This is a genomic window from Phaeovulum sp. (assembly GCF_047638075.1).
Classification (GTDB): domain Bacteria; phylum Pseudomonadota; class Alphaproteobacteria; order Rhodobacterales; family Rhodobacteraceae; genus UBA6197.
The window spans coordinates 59,986-80,197 of record NZ_JBLJBV010000066.1; the positions used below are offsets into that span (position 1 = coordinate 59,986).

Genomic DNA, 20,212 nt, shown 5'->3' on the forward strand with positions numbered 1-20,212 from the left:
GCGCCCATCACCATGGTATCAAAGGTTGCGCAAAGGCCCACACCCCGCCGAAAACGCCACCGTGCGCCTCCGGCGGGAGTATTTCAGCCAAACAAAAGCCGAGGTCAGCCCAGATTGCGTAGCCGCGCGATCAGGCTTGAGGTATCCCAACGCGCGCCGCCGAGTTTTTGCACATCCTTGTAGAATTGATCCACAAGCGCCGTGACCGGCAGGCTGGCGCCGGTATCGTTGGCGGTATCGAGGCAGATCCCCAGATCCTTGCGCATCCAGTCAACGGCAAAGCCGAAATCGAACCGATCCTCCTCCATCGTTTTGGCGCGGTTCGCCATCTGCCAGCTTCCCGCCGCGCCCTGGCTGATGACCTCGACCACGTCCGAAATGGAAAGCCCGGCTTTTTCAGCAAAATGCAGCGATTCAGCGAGCCCCTGCACCAGACCCGCGATAGCGATCTGGTTGCACATCTTGGTCAACTGGCCTGCCCCGCTATCGCCAAGGCGGCGGCAGATTTTTGCGTAGGCGGCGATAACGGGTTCGGCGCGCGTATAGGCGGCGGTATCACCGCCGCACATCACCGAAAGGACGCCATTTTCTGCCCCCGCCTGCCCGCCAGACACCGGTGCATCCACAAAGTCGACACCTTGGCCGGCGGCGAGCGAGGCCAGTTCGCGGGTGACAGCGGCGGAAACGGTGGTGTGATCCACAAAGACGCTGCCCGGTTTCATACCTGCAAAGGCGCCGTCCTCGCCCAGGCAGATGCTGCGCAGATCGTCATCATTCCCAACGCAAGCCATGACGAATTCCGCACCTTTCGCGGCCGCGGCAGGGGTTGCGGCGCGCTTACCTTCATGACGCTTGATCCAGGTGTCAGCCTTGGCGGCACTACGATTATAGACCGTGACCTGATGCCCGTTAGCCGCCAGATGCCCCGCCATCGGAAAGCCCATCACCCCCAGCCCCAAAAATGCGATATTTGCCATCGATCGTCCTTTCGCTCGCGCAAACGCGCGTTGATTACCGTTCTTGCCTGACTTAGTTACGCATGCGGCCCACCACGTCAACCGGGCCGGACATCCGGGCACACTAGGGGAACACTATGCAATTTGCTTTTCGCTGGTTGGTCCGGTTTGTCTCGACGGGGCTATTGTTGCTGATAATCGGGCTGGCGGGGATCTATTATTTTGCCGCACGTTCGCTGCCCGATTATAATGCGACCTATGAGGTCAGCGGCATTTCGGCCCCGGTCGAGATTGTGCGCACCACCGATGATGTGCCACATATTTTCGGTGCAGATGACGCCGATGTCTATTTCGCGCTGGGGCTCGCGCATGCGCAAGACCGGCTATGGCAGATGGTCATGCTGCGCCGCACGGTTCAGGGGCGTCTGGCCGAGGTCTTTGGCAAGCGCGCGCTGAAAACAGACGAGTTGATGCGCAGATTTGATCTTTACACGCTGGCAGCCGCCTCTGTTGCTGCGCAAGATGACTATACGCGCGCGGCATTGGAGGCCTATGCCAAGGGTGTGAACCAGTGGATCGCGCAGGTCAATTCGGGGGCGTTGGGGCGGGGGGCGCCCGAGTTTTTCATCTTCAACAACGAAATTGCCTATTGGCAACCGGCGGATTCGATCGCGCTGCTAAAGCTGATGGCGGTTCAGCTTTCGTCGCAGATCGACGAAGAGGTATTGCGGGCGCGGGTGTCGATGCTGGGTCAGGGGTGGGTGCGCGACATCATGCCAGACATGCCCGGTAGCGGTGTGGCCGCCCTGCCCGACTATGCGGGCATTTTTCCGACCGCGCCGCGGGCGGTGAAGGTGGCGGGAACCGGGCGCGATGCCTTTTCGCCTTTCGCACCCCGCACGATGAGCGGCGCCTCAAACGCCTGGGCTGCTGCGCCGGAACGATCGGCGGCTGGTGGATCGCTTTTGGCCAATGATCCGCATCTGGGGCTATCGGCCCCCTCGATCTGGTATCTGGCGCGGTTGGAACTGAAATCCGGCGGCGTGATCGGGGCAACGATACCGGGAATACCTGCGGTATTGACCGGGCGAAACCAGCATCTGGGCTGGGGCATTACCGCCGCCTACGCCGACGATCAGGACATCTCGATGGAAGAGTTGAACCCGGCCGACCCCGAACGTTACCGCACCCCCGATGGTTGGAGCAAGTTCAAGACACGCCGGGCGATCATCTCGGTCAAGGATGCTGATCCGGTCACGATCACATTACGGTGGTCGGGGAATGGGCCAATCTTGTCAGGCGGGCAATTCAACCTTTCGGCGGTGACACCCCCTGGACATGTGGCGGCGATCAACTGGACGGCGCTTTCAGGGGCAGATACCTCGATGACGGCAGCGATGGGGCTGATGCAGGCGGGCAGCGTGGCGGATGGGGTGGCGGTTTCGGAACGTTTCATCGCCCCGGCGCTGAACCTGATTCTGGCCGACAGCAAAGGCGTGGGGATGGTGACAATTGGTGCGCTGCCAAAACGTGACCCCGCGCACAGCACGCTTGGACGGATGCCAAGCCCCGGCTGGGAGCCCGCAAACCGATGGCAAGGCACCCTGCCCTATGCCGACAATCCGCGCTTTCTGGACCCTGAGGGTGGGATCGTTGGCAACACCAACAACAAGACAATCGACCGGCCGTTCCCCAATCACGTCAGTTTTGACTGGGGCGACAGTCAGCGTGTCTTGCGCTGGCAACGCCTGATGGGGGAGCGAGAGGTCCATAGCCGCGAAAGTTTTATCGCGGCGCAGCTTGATACCGGCAGCCCGGCCGCACGGGGGCTGTTGCCGCTGGTCGGTGCGGATCTGTGGTATACCGGCGAGGCGGCCCCGGAAGGCACCCCCGAGCGGCAACGCCAACGCGCGCTGGAATTGCTGGCCGCCTGGGATGGCGATATGAGCGAACACCTGCCCGAGCCGCTGATTTACGCGGCCTGGATGCGGGCGTTGCAAAACCGGTTGATCCGGGATGAGTTGGGGCCTTTGGCCGCCGAGTTTCCGCATCTGGAGCCGCTATTCATCGAGCGGGTGTTTCGCAACACCGATGGTGCAGATCGGTGGTGCGACGTGATGCAATCGGCCCCGATCGAGTCGTGTACCGATATCGCGCGCCTGTCATTGGATGATGCCCTGCTGGATCTGACCGCCCGTTTCGGCACGAATGTCGAAAGTTGGCGTTGGGGGGATGTACATGAGGCGATGCATGACCATCCGGTTTTGGGTAAGGTGCCGGTGCTGAGTTGGGTCACCAATATTCGCCAATCGACCTCGGGGGGGGATTTTACCTTGATGCGCGGCGCTACGGTGGGGACTGGGCCCAACCCCTTTGCCAATGTGCACGGCGCTGGCTATCGCGGGGTTTATGATTTTGCAGACCCCGACAGTTCGGTTTTCATCATTGCCACGGGGCAGTCGGGGCACCCATTGAGCCGGCATTATGATGATCTGAGCGAGTTGTGGCGCAGTGGTGAATATATTCCAATGTCCCTCGACCCCGATTTGGCGCGCGCGGCAGCGGCGGGGGTGACGTGGCTGGAACCGGCACCCTGAGCGGGCAGGAACGGGGGGCGTCTGCCCCCCGCACCCCCCGGGAGTATTTGGCCAAAGAAAAGCCAGGGTCACAGGGTGGCGAATTCGGCCTTTTGTCTGGCAGTCCAGCGGACCAGAAACCTGTGGCTGCTATCTTGCGGGGTTTCTTTTAAAATCACCCCCGCCTCATGCAGCCAGGCGCGGCGGCGGCCGTCGGCGTAGGGAAGGACCAGGGTTTCTTCGGTCTTTTCTTCGCCTAAGCGCTGGTCGATCACCTCAAGCAAGGCCTCGATTCCGTCGCCAGAAATGGCTGAAACGGCCTGCACATCGCCGCGGCGCGCGTCTTGCACCAAAAGCGCGGTGCGGGTTTCGGGCGAGAGGCAGTCGATCTTGTTCCAGACCTCGATCAGGTTCACGTCTTCGTCGACGCCCAGCGTTTCAAGAATGTCACCGACATCGGCGGCCTGTTCTTCGGTTTCGGGGTGGGAAATGTCGCGCACATGCAAAATCAGATCGGCCTCCAACACCTCTTCGAGGGTGGCGCGAAAGGCGGCGACCAGTTCATGCGGCAGATCCGAAATAAAGCCGACCGTGTCTGACAGGATCGCCTTGCGGCCCGACGGAAGCACAAGGCCGCGCATGGTGGGGTCAAGCGTGGCAAACAGCATGTCCTTGGCCAAGACCTCGGCGCCGGTCATGCGGTTGAAAAGGGTTGATTTTCCGGCATTGGTATAGCCAACCAGTGCGACCAGCGGAAAGGGAATCCGGCGCCGTGCGGCGCGGTGCAATTCGCGCGTCTTGATCACTTTCGACAATTGCCGGCGGATGCGCACAACCTGATCGTCAATCGCGCGGCGGTCCGCCTCAAGCTGGGTTTCGCCGGGGCCGCCGACAAAGCCAAGGCCGCCGCGCTGACGTTCAAGGTGGGTCCAGGCGCGGACCAAACGGGTCCGTTGATAGGAAAGCGCCGCCAGTTCCACCTGAAGCACACCTTCACGCGTGCGCGCGCGGTCTGCGAAGATCTCAAGGATCAGACCGGTGCGGTCCAGAAGCTTGACGTCCCAGGCCTTTTCAAGGTTGCGCTGTTGCACCGGGCTGACCGGGCCATCGACCAGCACAAGGTCCACCTCGGCCTCGGTCATTTTTGCCTTCAGCTCATCCATCTTGCCGGTGCCGAACAGATGGCCCGGATGCGCGCGCGTCAGGCGCACGACATCCGCGCCCATTACTTCAAGATCGGGCAGTGCAGCCGCAAGCGACACGGCCTCGGCAAGGCCATGTTCGGGCAATCTGCGGCTTTGCGCGCCCTTCAGTTCTGGGTGCAAGACCCAGGCGCGGGTTGGCCGGTCACGGGCGGGGATGGGATCGCTCAGTTGTCACCTTCATAGAGCGAGATCGGTTGCCCCGGCATAATGGTGGAAATGGCGTGTTTATAGACAAGCTGCGATTGGCCATCACGGCGCAACAACACACAAAAGTTGTCAAACCAGGTGATGACACCTTGAAGTTTGACGCCGTTGATCAGGAATATCGTCACAGGGACCTTGGTCTTGCGTACATGGTTCAGGAATGCATCCTGCAGGTTTTGTTTATCGGCAGCCATTTTTATTGCCTTTTTTGTCTTTTCTTAGCGTGCGTGCGGTTGCGGCCAGATGCGCCAGGCCCCAACGTCAAGTATGCTTAAGCAATCGAAGAGATTCCAGCCCTAAAAACAACCCGTTATGAAGCTAATCTTCTGAAAGCTCAGTTTCGCCAGAATTCGGGATTGAAAAGCGCGATGATGGCGAGCGTTTCAAGCCGCCCCAGCACCATGGCACTGACCAGAATGGCCTTGGTGCTGTCGGTCAGCGTGGCCCAGTTGATCGGGGCATCGCCCGCGATACTGGCCAAGGGGCCGGTGTTGGACAGGGCCGCAATGGACAGGATGGTGGCGGGTTCGAATTCCAACCCCGCCATCGACACCGCCATCATCACCACAGCAATCGACATGGCGAAGAGCATGAAGAATATCCATGACATATAGGCGCCTTCGCGGCGAAGGCGCCGCGCCACGACGCCCCCACCGCCGATTGAGGCGGGGTGCACCAACCGTTCCAATTCGCGTTCGCCGTGGCGCAACAGGGCATAGACCCGCAACAGCCGCACCCCGCCCGCCGTCGTGGCAACGCCGCCGCCAGTGATCGCCAGACCCGCCAGAATAAGCCCCGGCGTGCCAAGACCGGACCAGTTGCGCGCCTCAAGCCAGCCTGAGGATTCAAACCCGGTCGTGGTCAAAAACGACAGAACGGTAAAGAACCCGCCCCAAAGCGAGGTGGCCATCATGGCCGGTGACGGCTCTATCGCGACCTCAAGAGAAGCGATCCAGTGGCGCAAGAACAAGATCAGGGGGACGATCAGGACAAGGCTGGCGGCCAGCTTTAGTTCGGGGTCGTCCCATATCCGGTTCGTCACGCGCAACTCTCGGGCGCCGGGCCAGAAGCGGCGCGACAGGGCCGGTATCAAAAAGAGAAAGATCAGCACCTCTCCCATCATGCCGGAGGGGGCGGTCGCCGGCCCGGTGATGGGTGAAATTCCCGAGGTGGCCAGCGTTGACATCGCATGACACAGTGCCACCAGGGTTGGGTCGCCCGAAATCAGCAACGCCACCCACAGCACCAGTGTCAGCCCCAGATAGGTGGGAAACAACGCCATGGCATAGCGCAAGACCCGATCGCCGGGGTCCGCTACACGTTCAACCGGGCCGGGGCTTGCGTCGGTCATCCGGCCGGATGGGCCAGCCGCGAAAAATACCTCAAAGCCGCCAATCCGCATGGGGGCCAATACCGCGATAGCCATCACCAACATGAAAAAGCCCCCCATCCAGCCCACTGTTGCCCGCCACAGATGCAGGCTGGGCGCAAGGCGCGCGGGTTCGTAAAGCGACGCGCCTGTGGTCGTGAATGAGGAAACCATTTCCCACCAGGCATTGAATAGCCCGGTATCGGGCACCGCCTCATTAAAGGGGATCGCCAACATCAAGGGCAGAACGGTAAAGGCTGCGACCATGGCCAGCAGATGGTTGCGCGCGATGTTGCCGGGCCGGTTAGCCGCAGTGGCCAGCCCCAAAAGCGCCACCAAAAACAGAAATAAGGTGCCGGAATAAAAGAATGGCCGCGCGGTTGCATGATCGCGCAGGGTCAGCGCGTGGGCCGCAGGCACATACATCGCCAAGGCGCTGATCCCCATCAGGATCACGAACAAGGGCAGATCCAGAATGCGCCGCATCAGAAGAAATCAATAGAGACCTGAAGCAGGCGCTCCACCTCGGGGACATCGGCCGAAAGCACAAAGAGGATGATAACATCGCCCTCTTCAACCTTGCTGTCGCCGGTGGGTTTAAGCACCCTGTCCTCTTTTTTCAACGCGCCCATCAGCACCCCTTCGGGGAAGGCAATGTCGCGCACCAACCGCCCGGCAATCGGAGACGTCGATAAAACCTGCGCCTCGATCACCTCGGCCTCGGCGTCACCGATCGAATAGATCGCGCGCACCCGGCCATGCCGGATATGACGCAGAATCGACGAGACAGTCGTGGCGCGCGGGTTGATATAGGCGTCAATGTCCAAAGGCGCCATCAGCGGCACCAAGGTCGGGTCGTTGACCAGCGCGATGGCCATTTTGCAGCCGGCCTGTTTTGCGCGCACCGAAACAAGAATGTTGGTCTTGTCGTCCTCGGTTACGGCCAAAACCGCATCCGCCCGGCTGATACTGGCCTCTTCCAACAGCTCAGCGCTCATCCCGTCGCCATTAAGAACGATTGTGCGTTCCAGCAGGTCGGCCGCGCGTTCCGCCTGGGGGCGCGAACGCTCAATCACCTTGGCGCGAACCCGGTCAGTCCGGGCCTCAAGCGCCCGCGCGACCGCCAACCCCACATTACCGCCACCAATAATGACGATGCGTTCCTGCTTTTTCGTTGTCTTGCCGAAAATTTCCAGCGTGCGGTTCACGTCTTCGATATGAACGAAAACATAAATCTGATCCCCCACAAACAGCTGGTCCCCCGGATCGGGCGCAAACAGCCGCCCATCGCGGCGAACCCCGGCTACAATCGCGCGCAGAGTGGAAAACAGATCCGTCAACTGCCGCAACGGCGTTTCCAGCACCGGGCATTCCTGATCCAGCGCAATCCCCAAAAGCTGCACCTTGCCGCCCATGAAACTTTCCGTGTCGAACGTTGCCGGCGCAGAAAGCCGTTGAAGCGCGGCCTCGGCCACCTCGCGTTCGGGGCTGATGATCACATCAATGGGCAGGTGGTCACGACGGTAAAGATCAGCATAAAGCGGCTCCATATAGGCCTGGGCGCGCAGGCGCGCAATTTTACGGGTGATCCCGAAAACCGAATGCGCGACCTGACAGGTGACCATATTGACCTCATCTGAATGGGTCGCGGCGATGATCAGGTCACAATCCCGCGCGCCGGCGCGCTCCAGCACATCGGGGTGCGAGGCAAAGCCGGCAATTCCCTGCACATCAAGCGTATCCGAGGCCCGACGGACCAGTTCGGCGTTGCTGTCCACAACGGTGACATCATTGCGTTCGCCCGACAGGTGCCGTGCGATCTGCCAGCCGACCTGCCCTGCCCCACAGATGATGACTTTCATATACCCACTCCGCCAGACTCGTGCCGTTCTTCATAGGCCCACGGCCCTGTCTGGGTCAATCGGAGCCTGTTTTGCGTGCCCGGTTAACCCGCGATAGGGTAAGCCGTCTTGATTTGAAGGCGCTCGGTGGCCGTATCCTGGCCCGAAAGAACCCTCAGATCTCTGCGTTTTCATCCTCTTCCAGATGCGCGACGCGCGCACCGGATTTGGCCGTTGTCACTACGCCAAGCGATTTCAGCTTGCGGTGCAGGGCCGACCGCTCCATCCCCACGAAATTCGCGGTCCGGCTGATATTGCCCCCAAACCGGTTGATCTGTGTCAGCAGATATTCGCGTTCAAAAAGCTCGCGCGCTTCGCGCAACGGCAATGTCGCAAGCGCCCCCCCCAGAACGACGCGGCCCTCATCGGGCACAGCATCCTGGCCGGGCAATTCGCGCGGCTCGATCGGGCCGGTGCCCTCACCAAGGATCAGGACGCGCTCAATGACATTGCGCAGCTGCCGTATATTGCCGGGCCAATCCATGGTCTGCATCATCGCCGCGGCCTCTTCACCGATCTCACGCAATGGCAGGCCTTGCGCCTGGTTGAAACCCTCGATGAAATGGTGGGCAATCAGGGGAATATCCTCGCGCCGCTCAGACAGGGCGGGTACCGCTATCGGCACCACATTGAGCCGGTCAAAAAGTTCCTGCCGAAAGTGCCCAGCGGCAATTTCGACCGGTAGATCGCGGGTGGTGGACGATATCACCCGCAAATCAACGCGCACCTTGTCTGCGCCACCGGCGCGGGTGAATTGCTGTTCGGTCAGCACACGCAGGATTTTAGACTGGGTGCCCAGTGGCATATCGGCCACCTCATCGAAATAGATCACCCCCCCGTGGGCCTGCTCCAACAGCCCCTTTTCCACACCGCGTTCGGGCGTTTCGCGCCCAAAAAGCACCTCCTCCATCCGATCAGGCGCAATCGAGGCCGAGGTGACGGTGACGAAAGCTGCAGCCGCGCGGTTCGAGTGTTGATGGATGTAGCGGGCGGCCATTTCCTTGCCCGCCCCCGGCTCGCCGGTCAGCATGACCCGCCCGTTGGATTTGGTAACCTTGTCAAGCTGATCCTTCAGTTTGCGAAAGGCAACGGAATTGCCCAGCATGTCCGCCACGCTAAGGTCACGTCGGCGCAAGCTGGTGTTTTCGCGGCGTAGCCGGGCCGTTTCCATCGCGCGGGTGATCACCACCATCAACTGGTCGATGTTGAACGGCTTTTCGATAAAATCGTAGGCCCCCTGTTTGATCGCAGCGACGGCTATTTCGATGTTGCCATGGCCTGAAATGATCACCACCGGGATCTCGGGGTTGTCGCGTTTGACCTGCTTGAGGATGTCGATCCCGTCCATCCGGCTGTCTTTCAGCCAGATATCAAGGATCATCAGCGCCGGGGGCTCGGTGTTGATTTCGGCCATGCAGTCATCGGCGTTGCCGGCAACACGGGTCGCAAAGCCCTCATCCTTGAGAATATCTGCGATCAGGTCGCGGATGTCTTTTTCGTCGTCAACAATCAGAATATCGCTCATTTCGATCCTGTCGGGGCCTCTGCCCTCTCCTTGATTGCACGGGCCGCCGCGCGGGCGCGGGGCAGACGGATTTCCGCAAGGGCACCTTGATGACCCTCTTGGGTAAAGGCGGGCGCATCCGCCAGGGTCAGCGTGCCGCCATGTTCTTCGATGATTTTCTTGACGATCGGCAGGCCCAGCCCGGTGCCTTTTGACCGTGTCGTCACATAGGGTTCAAACAGCCGTGCGCGGTCAGGCGGCAGGCCGATACCATTGTCTGCAATGGTGATGGTCACTTGGGCCGGGGTTGCGGCCATTGCGATCCGAACCTCTGGGATCCAGCCGTCCGGCGCACCCTTTTCAGACAGGCTTTCAATGGCTTCTCCGGCGTTCTTGATCAGGTTCGTGACCGCTTGACTGATCATCGTGGCGTCAAGTTCCACGATCACCGGGTCTTTGGGAATATCCGCAATCAGGTGCGCCCCATGCAAGGCGCCCTCTTGCAGCAAGACCGCATCGCGCATCAGGTGGGCCAGATCATGGTCGCGGCGGTCGGGTTCGGGCATCCGGGCAAAGCGTGAAAATTCATCAACAATGCGGCGCAAGTCATTGGTTTGGCGTATGATCACACCGGTATATTGCTCAAGCGCCTCGGCCTCGTTCCCGGCCAGAGGGGCAAATTTGCGCTGCAACCGTTCCGCCGATAGCTGGATCGGGGTCAGCGGGTTCTTGATCTCATGGGCGATACGGCGCGCTACATCGCCCCAGGCAGCCATACGCTGCGCGCTGACCAGTTCGGTCACATCGTCAAAGGCGACCACATAGCCCTCAAGCGCGTTATCGGCGCCGCGCCGGATAGCCATCCGCACCAGCAGGCTTTCCAGTTTGGCATCGCGCGATAGCCGCACCTCTTCTTGCGCGACCTCGGCCAGACCGGCCTGAAGGCGCCCGAACAGGGCGGCAAATTCGGGCACAGCCTCGGTCAGGGGGCGGTCATGATCGCGCTCTGCGCAAAGCCCCAAAAGCCGCGTTGCCGCACGGTTCAAAAAGTCGATGTCGCCCGTGGCATCCAACCCGATCACCCCCGAGGTAACCGATGACAGCACCGAATCAAACAGCCGGCCGCGTTCCTCGGTGGCGCGATGACTATCCACCAGTTGCGCGCGCTGCCCCTTGAGTTGGCTGGTCATATCGTTGAACGCGCGCCCAAGCGTGGCGATTTCATCATCCCCCGGCTCTTCGATCACACGGCTGTCCAGATCGCCCGCCCCTACCCGCTGGGCCGCCTGTGCAAGCCGCCCGATCGGACGTGACAGCCGTTCGGCAAACCACAGCCCCAACCAGATTGCCGCCAGAATCAGGATCAGCGCAAAGCCGAAATAGACCAGCCCGAATTCGAACACGACCTTGCCACGGGTCGCCTCCAACTGCTGGTAAAGCCCGACGGTTTCGCGGGTGTCGTCCAGCAGCGACAAAATCTGGCCATCCACCGCGCGGCTGACGTAAAGGTAGCGGTCCACATAGGCATCAAGCGCGATAATGGCGCGAAATTCGCTGTTGGGCCAATCCTCGATCAGCACCGTTTCGCCAGCATCCGCGCGGGCAATGCTTTCGGGCGTGGGTTTTTCAAAGTCGAACAGATAACTGCGTTCGCCGCGGGCGCGGATCTCGCCGGTGGCGTCGATCACGAATGCCTCGCGCAGACCGCGCTGGATACCCGCCTGGCCCTGGGTCAGCAATTCGCGCAGATCGCCATCCGACAAAAAGGTCGCGGCCTGGCGGCGCAGGTTCAAAAACGCGGCCAGCGCCTCGGTATCCTTGGTCAGGTCGCGCTGATGTTCTTCCTGATAGGCCTCGGCGGCGGCCAATGACGTGCCCACCACTTCACGAACCCGGTCTGAAAACCAGCCCTCAAGCCCGATGTTGAGCGTGAGCCCGGCAAACAAGGCCACCAACACGGTCGGCACCAGCGCAATTCCCGCAAACACCCCGGTCAGCCGCAGATGCAGCTGCGACCCCGCAGACCCGGCGCGCCGTGCCGCCACCACCTGCAACAACCGCGACAGGATCAACCCCGCCAGCAGCAGGAAGTAGACGAAATCCGCCAGCAAGATCAACCGCAGCGATGCCGAGGCCGCGCCCTGCCCGAACGGCCCCATGACGAGGAACGTCGCCACGGCAAGCGCAGGCCCCAGAACAACCAACGACAGTGTGGCAAAATTGCGTACCCGCCGTTGCCGCCTAAGCCGGCTCAATCTGTCCCAGGCCACTTTGTGTGCCGTGCTGTGCAAACATTCCCCCGGCGTCAAACCTGCGCTGCGATCCGCCAATTCATTTCGGGCGTCCCTTTGCAGGGGCTCGATTCTATCGGGCAGAATTGCAACGCATACCTGTGGCGGGTTTACATCAGTTTGCGCCGTCGTGTCACCTGAATATCAAGCTCGGTGATCTTTTTACGCAAGGTATTGCGGTTGATCCCCAAAAGATCGGCACATTTGGCCTGATTACCGCCGGTCGCCTCCAGCGCAATTTCAATCAGCGGGATTTCGATTTCACGGATTATGCGATCATAAAGCCCCGGCGGAGGCAGATTGTTTCCATGCAGGTCAAAATACCGGTTCAGGTGCCGCGCAACAGAGTCGGCCAGTTTTTCCCCTTCGGTGCCTTTGTGAAATGGCGCGATCACCGGCTGGCTGGTCAGTGTTTGCTCAACCTCGGTGCGGGTTATTTCCGCTTCGGGTGAGGTCGCAACCAGGCTGCGAAGGGTGTTTTCCAACTGGCGGACATTGCCCGGCCAGGCATGGGCGCACACCAGCGCCATTGCATCTGCGCTTAAATGGCGCACGCCAAGCCCGTCGCGCTCAGCGCGCGCCAGGAAATGATCCGCCAAAAGCGGCACATCTTCGACCCTGCTTCGCAACGCCGGCACCGACAGCGTAACACCGCCCAGCCTGTAGAACAGATCCTGCCGGAAACGCCCGGCTTCGATCAGCGGCATCAGATCAACCTGCGCCGTGGCGATGATTCGGGGGGTGGGGTCGGGTAGCGCATCCAGCATCCGCACGACGCGGGCCTGTGCCTCATCATCGTAGTCGCTGATCTCGTCAAAGATAAGACTGCCTCCGCGTGCCCTTGAAAGCAACGTTGCAGGCCCATCCGCCCCCAGCAGATCAGAGGTCTGAACAACAACAAAGGGCCGTGCCCGGCGGTCGGAAAAATCGTGGATCGCGCGCGCGATCAGCGATTTCCCGGTGCCGTTTTCGCCACTGATCAGCACCGTCAGATCCGTGTTCATCACACGGGCGACCAACCGATAAAGCGCCTGCATCGCGGCAGTGCGCCCGACCAGCGGCAGATCGTCCACCGCCTCTTGCGTCCCCTTTGGGCGGGACGGGGTCGCGTGGTGCTTTCGCTCCAGCGCGCGGGCGGCGCGCTTCATCAAATCCGGCAGATCGAACGGTTTGGGAAGGTAGTCATAGGCCGCCGCCTCGGCCGCCTGAATTGCGGTGACAATGGTATTTTGCGCAGAAATCAGGATCACCGGCAAACCGGGGCGTTCATGCGCGATACGCGGCAGCGCCTCAAGCCCATTACCATCGGGCATCATCACATCCGAGATCACCAGATCGCCCTTACCCTCTTCTACCCAGCGCATCAGCGTGGTCAGGCTGGCGGTCGCATGCACCTTGCAGCCTGCCCGCGTCAGCGCCTGCGTCAGCACGGTGCGGATCGTGCGGTCATCATCCGCGACAAGAACGGTGCCATCCATCAGCTTTTCTCCGAAATTCCGGGTGCCACAGGCAAGGATATGCGCAAGATCGTGCGTCCGGGTGTTGACTCGAGGGTGACCCAGCCGCCGTGCTCTGCAATGATTTTCGACACCACCGCAAGACCAAGGCCGGTCCCGTTTTCGCGCCCCGAAACAAAGGGCTCAAACACCTCGGCGGCGATTTCAGGGGCAATGCCGGGGCCATCGTCGATAACCTCAACCTGAAGCGGCAACACGACCCCGGTGCCATCGGCGCGGCGCAGGCGCAGCGCCTGATCGTAGAACGTATGCAGGCGGATCGTGCCGCCGCCGGTCTTGCTGTGGTGTGCGGCCTCGGCGGCGTTTTTGATGAGATTCAGAAACACTTGCGTCAACTGGTCGGCGTCCCCCAGCGTCAGCGGCAATGAGGGGTCGTAATCCTCGATGATGCGCATATGGGCGCCAAACCCGACCAGCGCCGATTTGCGCGCCCGGTCCAGAATGCCATGCAGATTGACCGGTTGCCGATCAGGCGGGCGGATGTTTCCAAACTGCTCGACCTGCTCCAGCAGCTTTACGATCCGTCGGGTCTCATCCACGATAAGGTCCGTTAATTCAAGGTCTTCCCCGCCGAGGTTCATGCCAAGCAGCTGGGCGGCCCCGGCGATACCGGCCAAGGGGTTCTTGATCTCATGCGCGAGCATTTCGGCCATGCCAATGGCTGAACGGGCCGCAGATTTGACCTGATAGGCACGGCCCAAGCGGTCGGCAATGTCGCGCGGGGTGATCAGCAACAAGACGACGGTGGGGTCATCACCCATCGGTGCCAGTTGCAGGTTGCATTGCACGGGGGCGCGTTGGCCGGTCGTGACATCGACATCGTTGATGAACAGCGCCGAATGACTGCCCCGGACCCGCGCCAAAATCTCTTCCAGGGGTGCCGCGATTGCGAGACGTTCAAACAGGCTTTGGCCCTTCAGCGCGCGGGATGACAGGTTCAGGAACGCTTCGGCTGCGGGGTTGGTTTCAGCCACCCTGTCGGCCCCGTCGATCAACAACGCAGGCGTCGGCAGTGAATTCCAGATAACCCCCGGCGCCGGTAACGTCATGCCGCCAGCCTTTCACCAAAGGCGCGCGCAATCAGTGCCAATGTGGCCTGCGGGCTGTCGGACACCATCATATCGGCGCGCAGCGGTGCCCCGGCGACATCGGCATACCAACCCAGATGCTTGCGCGCGAGCCGCAGGCCAATCGCGGCACCGTAAAAGCCCAGGATCGCCTCGTAATGCTCGGCGATGAAATCGGCCAGCGCCGCCCCTTGCGGCACGTTTGGCGCCGGTGTTCCGTGCAGCGTATGGGCAATTTCGGCCAGCCGCCACGGAGCCCCTTGCGCCCCGCGCCCCACCATTACCCCATCCGCGCCCGACACCGCCCGCGCGGCCCTTGCGCTGGCCACATCGACAATATCGCCGTTGGCCACCACCGGGATCGAAACGGCGGCCTTCACCGCGCTGATCGCGCACCAATCCGCCCTGCCTTTGTAAAACTGCATCCGGGTGCGACCGTGGATCACCACCATCGACACGCCTGCATCCTCGGCCCGTTTGGCAATTGACGCGGCGTTATGGGTTTCATCATCCCACCCCAGCCGCATTTTCAGCGTGACCGGCACGTCTACCGCCCCTGTCACCGCCGAAATCAGCGTCAGCGCATGGTCCGGGTCGCGCATCAGCGCTGAACCTGACAGCCCCCCCGTCACCTTCTTGGCCGGGCAACCCATGTTGATGTCGATGATCCTGGCGCCCATGTCTGCGACCACGCGGGCAGCCTCGGCCATGGCGCCCGCCTCGCGCCCCGCCAGCTGCACCGAGGCGGCCATATCCAACCCCAGATCGGCGCGCGCCTTGGCCCGGACTGAGGGTTTGGCGGTCAGCATCTCGCCCGAGGCAACCATTTCCGAGACCACCAGCCCCGCGCCAAACCGCGCCACCATCCGCCGAAACGGCAGATCGGTGATCCCGGCCATCGGGGCCAGAAACACCGGCGGATCAAGCCGCATCTGCGCCAGTTGAATCGTCACATGCCTGTTCCTTGTGCCATCGGTCGAGGGAATAGCCGTTTGCGGCCAGAATCACAATTCAGACCATAGCGTCAGCGCAATAAATCACAGCACATGCCTAAAAACAGGGCGCAACCCCCGCCAACGCGGCGGATTGCACCTTTGCGGGCCTTGCCCTAAGCCGTTTCAGGACAGTTTCGGAGGAAAGATGACAGTCGCGGTTATTATCGTGGCCGCCGGGCGCGGCATCCGCGCAGGTAGCGCCCTGCCCAAACAGTGGCAATCCCTTGCCGGGAAATCGGTGCTGGCGCGCACGGTAGCGGCTTTTGCGGATGTCGGGCGTATCGTTCTGGTGCTGCACCCCGATGACATGGTGCGCGGTTTGGCAGAGTTTGGCGGCAAGGTCACGCTGGTTGCGGGCGGAGAGACCCGCACGGACAGCGTGAGAAACGCACTGGAAGCACTTGATAACACAGGTGTATCCAAGGTTCTTATCCATGACGGCGCACGGCCTTTGACGCCGCCGGCGGTCGTAGCTGCCGTGGTGCGCGCACTTGATCACGGGCCTGCCGCCGCGGTCGGCCTGGCGGTGACCGACGCGCTTTGGCGCGTGGCGGACGGCACCGTTTCGGGCACCGAGGATCGCAGTGGCCTTTACCGGGCGCAAACCCCGCAAGGCTTTGACTTCGCATCTATCCTTGCCGCCTACCGCGCGCATCCGGCACCTGCCGCCGATGATGTGGAAATCGCCGGCCGTGCCGGTCTGCCGGTTGCCATTGTGCCGGGCAGCGAGGACAATCTGAAAATCACCTGGGCCGAAGATTTTGCCCGTGCAGAACGCATCTTGGGGGCTGAAATGGATGTAAGACTTGGTAACGGCTTTGATGTTCACGCCTTTTGCGAGGGGGATCACGTGGTGCTTTGCGGTGTGCGGGTGCCACATTCGCGCGGTCTTCTGGGCCATTCCGACGCCGATGTGGGGATGCACGCCCTGACGGACGCGATCTATGGCGCGCTGGCCGAAGGCGATATCGGCCGCCATTTCCCCCCCTCGGACCCGCAATGGAAAGGCGCGGCGAGCGAGATTTTTCTGGCGCATGCCGCGGCGCTGGCACGGGATAAGGGTTACACCATTTCAAACGTTGATGTGACGCTGATCTGTGAGCACCCAAAGATCGGGCCGCATGCTGTTGAAATGGCTGCGGAACTGTCCCGTATAACCGGCATGGCACCGACCCGTGTTTCGGTCAAGGCCACAACATCGGAACGGCTTGGCTTTACCGGCCGCGAAGAGGGTATCGCCGCCATCGCCACCGCAACACTGGTGAGCAAATGATCAATTTCATCACGACGTTCTTTTGGGTTGGCAAACTGCGCCCCGCGCCCGGCACCTGGGGCTCGGCGGCGGCGCTGGTTTTGGGCCTGGCGATTGACCGGTATCTGGGCTTTCCGGTTTTGGTGCTGGCTACCGCGCTGGTCACGGCACTGGGATTCTGGGCGGTGGGCCGTGAATTGGCGGACCGCCCCGGCGAAGACCCGTCAGAAATCGTTATTGATGAGGTTGCGGGCCAGTGGCTGGCGCTTTTGTTCCCGGCCGCGGCATTTTGGGGACGCGGGTTGGACGATTGGGCCGTGGTGGCCTATCCCGGCTGGATCGCCGCCTTTTTGTTTTTCCGGCTGTTCGACATCTGGAAACCGTGGCTGGTGGGCCGCGCCGACCGCCGCCACGACGCGGCGGGGGTGATGCTCGATGACCTCTGGGCCGGGGTTTTTGCAGGTATTGCAACGATTATCGCCGCCGGTATAGCGCATGGGGTGCTGATGTGACGCCCGAAGCCATTCTTGCCGCCGCCCGCGCCAAATCGCTTCGCATCGCTACTGCTGAAAGCTGCACCGGGGGCATGGTGGCCGTGGCGCTGACCGATGTGCCGGGGTCGTCGGACGTGTTCGATCGGGGTTTTGTAACCTATTCCAACGCCGCCAAAACCGAGATGCTGGGCGTATCGCCTGCCACACTGGCCGCCCACGGCGCGGTTAGCGAAGAAGTCGCGGCTGAGATGGCCTTGGGCGCGCTCTCTCATTCGCAGGCCGGGTTGGTGGTGTCCGTCACCGGCATCGCTGGCCCCGGTGGATCAGAATTCAAACCCGAGGGGCGCGTCTGTTTCGGATTGGCCGAAACCGGCAAGCCGGTCATCACTGAAACCCGCGATTTCGGCGCCCTGGGCCGCGCGGCGGTGCGGCAAGCCGCCCGCGACCATGCGCTCGCGCTATTGGCAGCGGCGTTGCCGGGTCAGCCGTAAAGCACCTTCGCCCGTTGCTCGAACGCGCGCACGATCCGGCGCATCGCCTCATCAAAAACCACGCCGATGACCTTTTGCAAAATAATGTTGCGAAACTCGAAATCGACGAAAAACTCAACGTCGCAACCGCCTTCGGGGCGGTCGGCAAAGGTCCACCAGCTGCGCAGATATTTGAACGGCCCGTCAAGGTATTCGACCTCGACCCGGTTGCGGGCCGGCCAAAGCGTGGCCCGGCTGCCGAAACGTTCGCGAAACACCTTGAACGAGATCACCAGATCCGCCTCCAGCACTTCTGAGCCATCCGGCCCCGGCCTGCGCGACCGCACCCGTGCCGCCGAATTCCACGGCAAGAACTCGGGGTAGCGCGCCACATCCGACACCAGATCATACATCTGCGCCGCGCTATAAGGCATCACCCGTTTTTCCGAATGTGTCGGCATCCCCGTCCCTTTTTCGCAATCCAACCCGTGACTTTCCGTGCGTGTTTGCGTTAAACAGTGGCCAGAAATCAAGAGGTAGCCATGACGCACCGCCCCTATGTCATTGATCAGATGATTTCGGCCAAGGCGATCGCCGCGCGGGTCGAAGAACTGGCCCAGGAAATAACTGCGGCCTACAAGGGCTCCGACAAGCTGGTGGTGGTCGGGCTGCTGCGCGGTTCATTCGTGTTCATCGCTGATCTGGTGCGCGAAATTGATTTGCCGGTGCAGGTCGATTTTCTTGAGGCGTCAAGCTATGGTGACGGCCTGTCGTCCTCGCGCGAAGTGCGGATCCTGAAGGACCTGCGGTCGGGGATTGAAGGGCAGGATGTGCTGGTCGTCGAAGATATCGTCGATACCGGATTCACGCTGGGCCATGTGCTGACGATGCTGCGCGCACGCAACCCCAAACGGCTGGAAGTCTGCGCGCTTTTGGACAAACCCAGCCGCCGTGAAGTGCCGGTCAAAGCCACCTGGACCGGGTTCGAAATTCCCGATGAGTTTGTGGTGGGCTACGGTATCGACTTTGCGCAGCGCAACCGGAACCTGCCCTATATCGGCAAAGTGCGGTTCACCGAATGAATCTGACATGGCTTTTGCGGATGTCCAAATGGTCGCGCAGGCCGCCCTCGTGGACGCGGGTCAAGCTGGTGGCGTTGGTGGTGGCCCTTTGCTTGTTGCTGTTCGGGCTGGAATGGGCGGGGCTGTGGCCCGACTGGGCGACGCTGCCCGCCAACCGCAACCCGGCACGCGGTTTTCGCCCCTGACCGCCAAGCGGTTGGCGCGGGTGTAAAAAGCTGGCACAGTCAGGGGTCTTGCCCCGGCCCGTTCCGCGGCACCGCCAAAATCACCCCCCGGTGAAAGGAGCCTTTCATGCGCCGCCTGTTTCGTCTTGCCCTTGTTCTTGCCCTGCCGGGGCTGGCCGCCTTTTGGTTCATCACCCGCCCGAACCCACTGCCCGCTGATGCGCTGGTCGGGCTGGTCGCTGACCCCGCCCACGGAGAGCAGGTGTTCTGGGCCGGCGGCTGCGCCTCGTGCCACATGACTGCGGGGGCCAAGGGCGATCAGATGCTGGAACTGGGCGGCGGGCAAAAATTCCCCTCCCCCTTTGGCACCTTCATCGCGCCCAATATCTCGAACGATCCCATCCAAGGTGTCGGCGGTTGGAGCAGTGATGACCTTGCCAACGCAATGATGCGCGGCATTTCGCCCGAAGGGACACATTATTACCCCGCCTTCCCCTATGCCAGCTACGCCAAGGCCACCCCGCAAGATGTGGTGGACCTGCGCGCCTATCTGGCCACCCTGCCCGCTGTGGCCACACCCAGCCAGCCGCATGAGGTGGGCTTTCCCTTCAACCTCCGCCGCACCTTGGGCGGCTGGAAATTCCTGTTTCTCAATACCGATTGGGTTATCGCGGGTGATCTGACTCCCGACGAAACCCGTGGCCGCTATCTGGCCGAGGCATTGGGGCACTGCGCCGAATGCCACACCCCACGCAACCTGCTGGGCGGCTTGCAGCGCGACCAATGGCTTGCCGGCGCCCCGATACCCGGCGCCAAGGGCCGCTTCCCGAATATCACCCCAGCGCGCCTGAAGTGGTCGGCAGCCGAAATCGCCGACTATCTGAATACGGGCTTCACCCCCGAGTATGACAGCGCAGGCGGTCATATGGCGCTGGTCGTAGGCAATTTCGCGCGGCTCTCAGCCGAAGACCGCAGCGCCGTTGCCGCCTACCTCAAAAAAGTGCCGCCCATCGAAACACCGGCGACCGCCCCCGCGCGGTAACCCACGTTTGCACAAGGGTTCAAATTCAACACAACGCGCGCTCTTTCTGGCGGGAATGCCCCCGTTGAGGGCATCGGCACTTGCACAAGGGCGCGCCAGTCCCCCTTGTGGAACCCGGCGCGA

18 protein-coding genes are annotated in these 20,212 nt (G+C 61.7%); 7 read left to right on the forward strand and 11 right to left on the reverse strand.

Annotated features, from left to right (window positions below; translation table 11 throughout):
• Nucleotides 1–104: 104 nt before the first annotated feature.
• A complete protein-coding gene (locus ACM62R_RS10440) occupies nt 105–977 on the reverse strand; it encodes an NAD(P)-dependent oxidoreductase (protein ID WP_415183993.1) in 873 nt (290 codons plus the stop codon).
• Nucleotides 978–1,093: 116 nt separating this feature from the next.
• Between ACM62R_RS10440 and ACM62R_RS10445 the strand changes: the two genes are divergently transcribed.
• A complete protein-coding gene (locus ACM62R_RS10445; protein WP_415183994.1) occupies nt 1,094–3,553 on the forward strand; it encodes a penicillin acylase family protein in 2,460 nt (819 codons plus the stop codon).
• Nucleotides 3,554–3,621: 68 nt separating this feature from the next.
• On the opposite strand, the gene hflX is transcribed toward ACM62R_RS10445, so the two are convergent.
• The 9 genes from hflX to dusB form a co-directional block, all read right to left on the reverse strand.
• Nucleotides 3,622–4,905: a GTPase HflX gene (hflX, locus tag ACM62R_RS10450; RefSeq protein ID WP_415184059.1), complete on the reverse strand. Its 1,284-nt coding sequence runs from the start codon at nt 4,903–4,905 to the stop codon at nt 3,622–3,624.
• Nucleotides 4,902–5,135: an RNA chaperone Hfq gene (hfq, locus tag ACM62R_RS10455; protein ID WP_415183995.1), complete on the reverse strand. Its 234-nt coding sequence runs from the start codon at nt 5,133–5,135 to the stop codon at nt 4,902–4,904. The genes hflX and hfq overlap by 4 nt, the downstream gene beginning before the upstream one ends.
• A 140-nt stretch (nt 5,136–5,275) precedes the next feature.
• Complete coding sequence (locus ACM62R_RS10460) at nt 5,276–6,796, reverse strand: TrkH family potassium uptake protein (RefSeq protein WP_415183996.1); 1,521 nt, start codon at nt 6,794–6,796, stop codon at nt 5,276–5,278.
• Nucleotides 6,796–8,172 carry a Trk system potassium transporter TrkA gene (gene trkA / locus ACM62R_RS10465; RefSeq protein WP_415183997.1) on the reverse strand — a complete coding sequence of 459 codons (1,377 nt, stop codon included), beginning with the start codon at nt 8,170–8,172 and terminating at the stop codon, nt 6,796–6,798. The genes ACM62R_RS10460 and trkA overlap by 1 nt, the downstream gene beginning before the upstream one ends.
• Before the next feature lie 154 nt (nt 8,173–8,326).
• Nucleotides 8,327–9,736, reverse strand: a complete 1,410-nt coding sequence (locus ACM62R_RS10470; RefSeq protein WP_415183998.1) for a sigma-54-dependent transcriptional regulator — start codon at nt 9,734–9,736, stop codon at nt 8,327–8,329.
• Entirely contained in the window at nt 9,733–12,006 is a 2,274-nt protein-coding gene (locus ACM62R_RS10475) for an ATP-binding protein (RefSeq protein ID WP_415183999.1), read from the reverse strand. Before ACM62R_RS10475 ends, ACM62R_RS10470 begins: the two co-directional genes overlap by 4 nt.
• Nucleotides 12,007–12,116: 110 nt before the next feature.
• Nucleotides 12,117–13,484 carry a response regulator gene (locus ACM62R_RS10480; protein WP_415184000.1) on the reverse strand — a complete coding sequence of 456 codons (1,368 nt, stop codon included), beginning with the start codon at nt 13,482–13,484 and terminating at the stop codon, nt 12,117–12,119.
• Nucleotides 13,484–14,572 carry a two-component system sensor histidine kinase NtrB gene (locus ACM62R_RS10485; RefSeq protein WP_415184001.1) on the reverse strand — a complete coding sequence of 363 codons (1,089 nt, stop codon included), beginning with the start codon at nt 14,570–14,572 and terminating at the stop codon, nt 13,484–13,486. Before ACM62R_RS10485 ends, ACM62R_RS10480 begins: the two co-directional genes overlap by 1 nt.
• The gene (dusB, locus tag ACM62R_RS10490) at nt 14,569–15,543 is read right to left on the reverse strand and encodes a tRNA dihydrouridine synthase DusB (protein ID WP_415184002.1); all 975 of its coding nucleotides are present in this window, start codon (nt 15,541–15,543) and stop codon (nt 14,569–14,571) included. Before dusB ends, ACM62R_RS10485 begins: the two co-directional genes overlap by 4 nt.
• Nucleotides 15,544–15,730: 187 nt before the next feature.
• Between dusB and ACM62R_RS10495 the strand changes: the two genes are divergently transcribed.
• The 3 genes from ACM62R_RS10495 to ACM62R_RS10505 are packed head-to-tail and all read left to right on the forward strand — an operon-like array spanning nt 15,731 to nt 17,822.
• Nucleotides 15,731–16,858 (forward strand): bifunctional 2-C-methyl-D-erythritol 4-phosphate cytidylyltransferase/2-C-methyl-D-erythritol 2,4-cyclodiphosphate synthase, encoded by a 1,128-nt coding sequence (locus ACM62R_RS10495; protein ID WP_415184003.1) that lies wholly within the window; start codon nt 15,731–15,733, stop codon nt 16,856–16,858.
• A complete protein-coding gene (locus tag ACM62R_RS10500; protein ID WP_415184004.1) occupies nt 16,855–17,349 on the forward strand; it encodes a phosphatidylglycerophosphatase A in 495 nt (164 codons plus the stop codon). The genes ACM62R_RS10495 and ACM62R_RS10500 overlap by 4 nt, the downstream gene beginning before the upstream one ends.
• Nucleotides 17,346–17,822 (forward strand): CinA family protein, encoded by a 477-nt coding sequence (locus ACM62R_RS10505; RefSeq protein WP_415184005.1) that lies wholly within the window; start codon nt 17,346–17,348, stop codon nt 17,820–17,822. Before ACM62R_RS10500 ends, ACM62R_RS10505 begins: the two co-directional genes overlap by 4 nt.
• Here the strand turns inward: ACM62R_RS10505 and ACM62R_RS10510 are convergent.
• Nucleotides 17,813–18,262 carry a type II toxin-antitoxin system RatA family toxin gene (locus ACM62R_RS10510; RefSeq protein WP_415184006.1) on the reverse strand — a complete coding sequence of 150 codons (450 nt, stop codon included), beginning with the start codon at nt 18,260–18,262 and terminating at the stop codon, nt 17,813–17,815. The genes ACM62R_RS10505 and ACM62R_RS10510 overlap by 10 nt on opposite strands.
• An 81-nt stretch (nt 18,263–18,343) precedes the next feature.
• Between ACM62R_RS10510 and hpt the strand changes: the two genes are divergently transcribed.
• The 3 genes from hpt (at nt 18,344) to ACM62R_RS10525 (ending at nt 20,089) form a co-directional block, all read left to right on the forward strand.
• Complete coding sequence (gene hpt, locus ACM62R_RS10515) at nt 18,344–18,883, forward strand: hypoxanthine phosphoribosyltransferase (RefSeq protein ID WP_415184007.1); 540 nt, start codon at nt 18,344–18,346, stop codon at nt 18,881–18,883.
• A complete protein-coding gene (locus tag ACM62R_RS10520; protein WP_415184008.1) occupies nt 18,880–19,068 on the forward strand; it encodes a hypothetical protein in 189 nt (62 codons plus the stop codon). The genes hpt and ACM62R_RS10520 overlap by 4 nt, the downstream gene beginning before the upstream one ends.
• A 106-nt stretch (nt 19,069–19,174) precedes the next feature.
• Nucleotides 19,175–20,089 (forward strand): c-type cytochrome, encoded by a 915-nt coding sequence (locus tag ACM62R_RS10525; protein ID WP_415184009.1) that lies wholly within the window; start codon nt 19,175–19,177, stop codon nt 20,087–20,089.
• The last annotated feature ends 123 nt before the right edge of the window (nt 20,090–20,212 follow it).